The organism is Oscillatoria sp. HE19RPO (assembly GCF_024220515.1).
Lineage (GTDB): Bacteria > Cyanobacteriota > Cyanobacteriia > Cyanobacteriales > Laspinemataceae > Laspinema.
The window spans coordinates 1-6,490 of record NZ_JAMXOT010000479.1; the positions used below are offsets into that span (position 1 = coordinate 1).

5 protein-coding genes are annotated in these 6,490 nt (G+C 48.7%); 3 read left to right on the top strand and 2 right to left on the bottom strand.

Annotated features, from left to right (window positions below):
* Positions 1-523: 523 nt before the first annotated feature.
* Positions 524-1,126 carry an ATP-binding protein gene (locus NG833_RS29835; RefSeq protein ID WP_254568892.1) on the top strand — a complete coding sequence of 201 codons (603 nt, stop codon included), beginning with the start codon at positions 524-526 and terminating at the stop codon, positions 1,124-1,126.
* Positions 1,127-1,383: 257 nt separating this feature from the next.
* Here the strand turns inward: NG833_RS29835 and NG833_RS29840 are convergent, their stop codons facing one another.
* Both NG833_RS29840 and psb27 read right to left on the bottom strand, forming a co-directional pair.
* Positions 1,384-2,898: a hypothetical protein gene (locus NG833_RS29840; protein WP_254568893.1), complete on the bottom strand. Its 1,515-nt coding sequence runs from the start codon at positions 2,896-2,898 to the stop codon at positions 1,384-1,386.
* Between the two features lie 327 nt (positions 2,899-3,225).
* Complete coding sequence (gene psb27 / locus NG833_RS29845) at positions 3,226-3,630, bottom strand: photosystem II protein Psb27 (protein WP_254568894.1); 405 nt, start codon at positions 3,628-3,630, stop codon at positions 3,226-3,228.
* A gap of 640 nt (positions 3,631-4,270) precedes the next feature.
* Between psb27 and gpmI the strand changes: the two genes are divergently transcribed.
* Positions 4,271-5,869, top strand: a complete 1,599-nt coding sequence (gene gpmI, locus NG833_RS29850; RefSeq protein WP_254568895.1) for a 2,3-bisphosphoglycerate-independent phosphoglycerate mutase — start codon at positions 4,271-4,273, stop codon at positions 5,867-5,869.
* Positions 5,870-6,001: 132 nt separating this feature from the next.
* Positions 6,002-6,235, top strand: coding sequence for a preprotein translocase subunit SecG (gene secG, locus NG833_RS29855; protein WP_015149235.1), 234 nt, complete (start codon positions 6,002-6,004; stop codon positions 6,233-6,235).
* Positions 6,236-6,490: the final 255 nt, after the last annotated feature.

Here is a 6,490-nt window from a genome sequence, read left to right on the forward strand (position 1 = left end):
AATGCTTGCGCCCTTAGGGCGCAAGCATTGCGCCCCTACATATAAGGGGCTACTCCATTGATCCGTCACTACGAACGAACGTTTTGGAGATTTTATTTTTTGGAGTTCCCTAATGGAAGTCGTTACACACAGAATCATAGCTCAGAGGCGCAACTGAGGATCTTCAGGAAGCTCTGATCGCAAAGGGGATATTAATTTTTTATATTTGGGAACTTTCAGAAGATAAACGGAATCTACGATGAGCTGCTAACCGGGAATCATGTCAACGTGAAAGGATTCCGCTGCGATCGGGCTGTAGATAATAGAATATAGGGAATCAATATATCCTAAAATCTAAAGAGGAATGCGCCTGAAGGGGAGGACCAAGGGAGATTTAAGTCTCAGGGATCCGAAGACAGGAGAACCCACCCCTGCACCTTGAGGGCAGCAGATGAATGATCGGCTACCTTACTGGGGTAATTTAGAGTTTAGAGTTGTGGAGTAGCAATGGGTAATTTTTTGTCTATATTTCCCCATCCCCTCAATGATTACAGACCCCAATACTATGATTGAGATATTCGGAGATTTCATTCAGAATCCGCCTCTGGGCACCGAGTATTTAATTCTGGGATTCTCCCCAAGTTCGGCTTCTATTAAACAGCGGTGGCGAACTAATGGCTTATCAGCAGACTTTGTAGCCAATTACTTGTCCACCTTTTTTGGAGACAATGGAAACCCGCAAAATCCATGTCATAAAAAAGCGGAAAGCGCTCATAGCGTCAACTATATCGCCAATGAGTTATTAGAAAACGCAATGAAATTTAGTGATTCTACATTGCCGCATCCCACCACCCTTCAAATTCATTTATATGAAGATTCGATTATCCTAATGACCAAGAATGGTATCAACGGGGGACAGGTGGCTGATTTGCGGGCCTTCATTGAGCGATTAAGTGTCGGCGATCCTGAAGAGTTGTATCTGGAACAGTTGGAAAAGAATGCAGAGGCAGACGACCAGAAGAATTCAAGGGTAGGTTATTTAACGATTCTCAATGATTATCAAGGAAAAATAGGGTGGCAATTCGAGAGCTTTCCAGAAGCATCTCAAGGAATCTCTTTGACCACGATGGTGAAATTATTCTTATAGGGAAAAATTATCCGTTCAAAGACTCGTAATTGGTTTTTGGGAGAGAGGAGCAAGTCTATAAAAACCCACACCCTCAAGGGTGGAGGCTCACAATACAAAGCCTGCCTACGCAGGCTGAAGAGTAAAATAGGTCTTTCACAACCGGATTTGGTATGATTTCATTTGATCAAGCTAAAAAATAAAAACCCGGGTCGAAAAAACCGGGTTTTGAGGTTCTCAGGGAGTCAGGAGGGGATTGCAAACAACTGAGTTACAACTTAGTTGAGTTGACAGAACTTGCGATCGCGGTCCGACTCTGGTTCTTGCCAAGAATAGGCAAAGTGACTGACGGAGTTAATCCGGGAAGAATAGCGCCGTAAGGCATACATTTGGTCTTCTAAAGGCGGTCGATTGGTAACTGCAACGCCCCAATCACCAGCTAAAGCCGGGATAACCTGAGTGCCTTCAGGAGCCATGCTTAAAACCCGCTCAATTTCTTCCATAATACAATCGGAATTTTGGCAATTGGCATAAGCCATTGGATGCCATTGCATCTCCGGGGAGAAGCGATCCCAAGCTTGTAACCGAGAATCAAATCCCCCTTGACCAACGGGACGGTTACCACCGGGGAAAAATACAGCGCCAGAAGGGATTCCTTGAGGATCAACTTGATCGACTGCCAGGTGTACAAAATCAATAATTCCTTGCACGGCATGAGCGACACTGAGATACCAGAGTTGCCATTGCAGGAGGGGTAGACGTTCCCCAGGGGTTCCCATTGTTTTAGCGCCAGGGGGGATATTCCGCCCTTGCCACATCGGTTCTGCCTCATCGGGATAGAGTTCATCGACGGCAGCAATATCGTTGGCGGTAATAAAGCCTTGGGTAACATAGCGCCGGATTAATTCCTGACCTTTTTGGTTGAGACCTCGTTGCAAGAGGGTTTGCTGGGATGCCTCACTGTAGATCCAGAGGTCCGATGGCTTCGTGACAACGGAAGCAGGGCCAACGCCGCGTAGATAGCGGACATAATCGAATAACATCCCGTCCGGTTTGCGCTTGAGAAGTTGCTGGATCATCCCAGCATAGTCTTGACGCGCTTGAGGACTGTAGGGGTCGATAAAGGCGTGATTGGCATGACTTTGACCAACCTGTTCATGCAAGCTGGGGTCCTGCATGACGGTGAGGGTGGTGTGCCCTTCCCCATTCCGGGCGAGGGTCCCTTGGCGGTCCGGCAGTTGGCTGTAGGTATAGCCAAAGTTGATGGTGAACAACCAGGCATAGACCTTGAGGCCGCGTTCTTGGCCTTTTTGGATACCTTGGGCTAGGAGGTCAGCATTTTCATAGCCAGGGATCCGGACGACGGAAGGCCAAGGGGTGTTATTTTCGGACTGCGGTAGGAGGACTTGGCCGTCATAAAAGGCTTCGAGATAGACTTGGTTATAACCCTTGTTAACGATTCTATCCATGAGAGCGTCTAAGGCTCCGGGTTGAAGATCGCAGGGATACAGGCGTAACCAGAGGGCTTGATTTTGGGGCCAAGTTTGCTGGCGACATTCCTGTAAGCGTTCGGCTTCTTTGACCAGAAAGGCTTGATAGCGATCGCGAGCAGCTTGATCACCTTCCAGGGAGGCTTGGCGCAGTTGTTCTTTTTCGGCGATATCTGCTGGAGAAGCCAGACAGGACCCTTGCACTTGGGAGTAGGCCGGTTGGCTCCAGAATGTGGGACTCACGATCGCGGTTAGAAGCGTTGCCAGGAAACCGCGATAAAAATGCTGCCAGTCAAGCGTCATCGCTGTTTTAGGTTTAAAAGTTTTTTTGAGACGATTAGACATCAGGTACCCGTACAGAATCCACGCAGAAGTTTCTCAGCACTGTTCAGTTCTATCTTAGTTTTTCAGCATGATTGCCAGCCTTTGATTAGATTTGGGTTTTGGGTTGGCAACGATCTCTAAGTGCCCCGGGTTCCAGGTCATACTCTTACCCCGGCTCAATTGGGGGGCTGATAGATTAACTCATTATTTTGGGCGAGGGCAATGTTGCGATCGCCCAAAAAAGACCCGCACAAGAGGAGTTCACTCTCAACTGAGCAACCCCTACCCGGATGGGAAATGGCTGGGTCAAGTTCCTCGATTTAGAGCCGATTCTACTTGTTTGAACTCTTGTTCAAGACGGTCTTTCAACTTTTTAGGGACCGGGCGGTTGGGATAGGAATTATAATGTCCAGCTAATCCATTCAATGCGGTTTGCATGGTGGTAAATGAGGCCAGCTTCGCTACTGACTCATCCCGACGATAGCGGGCAAAAAATTCGTTGATTCTTAGACGGGCATCGGCCTGGGCTGAGGATTTCTCTGGGGAATCTTCCGGCAGTTCGATCGCCGTTCTCATACTATTAACCAAGGACAGGGTATCTTGGCGATAATCGCCAGTGAGCAGCCCATTACCTGAACAGCCCACCAAGGCGATCGCCATGACCAAGACTAGGGCCAGGAGGCGGGACCAATATTGTTTTAGGGGGATCATACAAACCAATCGTGCTATCAAAATTAACGTCTATCGTATCCTGAATCGTATCTTGAATTGAGGAGTGGCGATCCCATCTAGGATTGGAATTTTTTGGGGCATTCATCGACTCAACCCCGGTCATAAGGCTCCACCTTCGGTGCGATCGCCAGCCAGAACAGTCCCCTCAATTCTTCTGGCTTCATCCTTCCCATCCTTAAGCGTTTGAGAAAGTTGTCCTTGATTGTAACAGATTGTTAAGAACAGTTCTCATCAAACTTTAGATGAGCTGGGAACCCAACTTCAGAGCAAACGGCGACAGTCATGGCCTGCACCCCGGTCACAAGTTGCCCTACCGATTAGACGTTACAATAGAACCATTAACTGAATGTGGCTCACCCAAATCCACCAGACATTGCCAGCGTTCCAAGCAACGGGTGATCTGCGATGGCAGAATTTTTAGTACCCTGGGGTACAGGGGAATAGAAAATACCTGTAAAGTCGAAGGGACAAGGATGCCGGTAACGGAATCGAGTCAACAGGCTATTAAGCAGGAACTCCGGATCAGAAATCCGGGGAATCTCCATCTCCATTGCATAGCAGTGGGAAGCAGAGAAGTCAAATGATTAAACAGAAATCACGAATCAAAAGGTCAATGAATATGGCACAAGAGCCTGTTTCTCCAGTGGTGCTAGTAATTTTAGATGGTTGGGGAGTCAGTGAATTAACCACAGGAAATGCTATTGCTGCTGCCAAAACACCCGTGATGGACAGCCTGCGGGCCGCCTATCCGAATACCACAATTCGCACATCCGGGAAAGCAGTGGGACTGCCGGAAGGTCAAATGGGCAATTCCGAAGTCGGTCACATGAATATCGGTGCCGGTCGAATTGTCAAACAAGAACTCCTGCGGATCACCGATGCAGTAGAAGATGGCTCCATCTTGAACAACCCAGCACTGGTTAAAGTTTGCCAAGAAATTAAAGCCAGAGGTGGAAAACTCCACCTCATGGGGCTTTGCTCCGAGGGAGGGGTCCACTCCCACCAAAATCATTTAATTGGACTACTCCACCTCGCCAAAGCCCAAGGTTTGACCGACGTTTGTATCCACGCTATCACCGATGGTCGGGATACCTCTCCCAGAGACGGAGCAGAAGCCCTGGGAAAAATAGAAGCAGCCGCCCAGGAAATCGGCGTGGGTCGCATCGTTACCCTCAGTGGTCGATATTATGCGATGGATCGAGATAACCGCTGGAATCGGGTAGAAATGGCCTATAAAGTCATGACCACCGATGGACCCGGTGACGGTCGTTCGGTCATCGAACACTTAAAAGAGTCTTACACCCAGGACCTCACTGATGAATTTGTCCTACCCGTGCGGATTGCACCGGGAGCCGTAGAATCGGGAGATGGAGTCATCTTCTTTAACTTCCGTCCCGATCGCTCCAGACAACTCACCAGTGCCTTTGTAGACCCCAATTTTCAAGGATTTGAGCGGGATCAAATTGAACCCCTCTCCTTTGCCACCTTTACCCAGTACGATTCAGAACTCCCCGTGTTGGTGGCCTTTGAACCCCAAAACCTCAGCAATATTTTCGGAGAAGTTGTCTCCAATCACGGTTTGCGGCAGTTGCGGGCCGCAGAAACGGAAAAGTATGCTCATGTCACCTATTTCTTTAACGGCGGGTTAGAGGAGCCCTTTGAGGGCGAGGACCGGGAATTAGTGCAGTCGCCAATGGTGGCAACCTACGACAAAGCCCCAGAAATGTCTGCCGAAGCAGTCACCGATGTGGTGGTTGCCGCTGTGAAAAAACAGATTTACTCCCTGGTGGTGGTGAACTATGCCAACCCGGATATGGTCGGTCATACGGGAAATATCGACGCCACCATTACCGCAATCCAAACCGTAGACCGATGTTTGGGCCGCTTACTGGAGGCGATCGGACGCGCCGGAGGCACCACCTTAATCATCGCCGATCACGGCAATGCCGAATATATGATCGATGAAGAAGGCAACCCCTGGACTGCTCATACCACCAATCCAGTCCCCTTAATTCTCGTCGAAGGAGAAGGGCGAAAAATTCCCGGACATGGCACCGAAGTCAAACTGCGAACTGATGCCTGTTTAGCCGATATCGCTCCCACTCTCCTGGAAATATTACAACTCCCGCAACCCGAGGAAATGACTGGACGTTCTGCCATTGAGTCTCCAGCTTTCAACCTTCAGTCCTCTCGCGAACCCCTGCGAATTCCCGTCTAGGACGCTCAGGATCATCCACGGCGGTTTGTTCAAAGTCATTTTTTAATTAAATTGACAAATGACCTAGAACAAATCAGAGTAAATAAACAAGCATTCAATTTCAACGATTTACCCAGGTATCCCTGTACTTCAATGAATATCTCAACCCTCGTCCAACTCATTTGGCTATTTTCGGCCATCAGTTTAATTATTTTAGTCCTACTCCATAGCCCGAAAGGAGATGGAATTGGTGGGATTGGAGGACAAGCCCAACTGTTTACCAGTGCTAAAAGTGCAGAAACCACTCTCAATCGCATCACTTGGGCATTGACGATTATTTTTATGGGCCTAACGGTCATTTTAAGTGCCGGATGGCTTCCTTCTTAAAACGCGATCGCCCCTTGCAAAACTCACTCAAATTTAACCCGGTTTCCCCTCAGAAGCCGGGTAATTTTTCACGGATTTTCCACCGATCCCACCACTCTAGTAAAAACCCACACCCTAAAGGGTGGGGCTACACAGACGAAGCCCGCCTGCGCGGGCTAAGGGAACTCCAAAAAATAAAATCTCCAAAACGTTCGTTTGCAGTGACTGCTCAATGGAGTAGTCAATGTAGGGGCGCAATGCTTGCGCCCTCCGGAG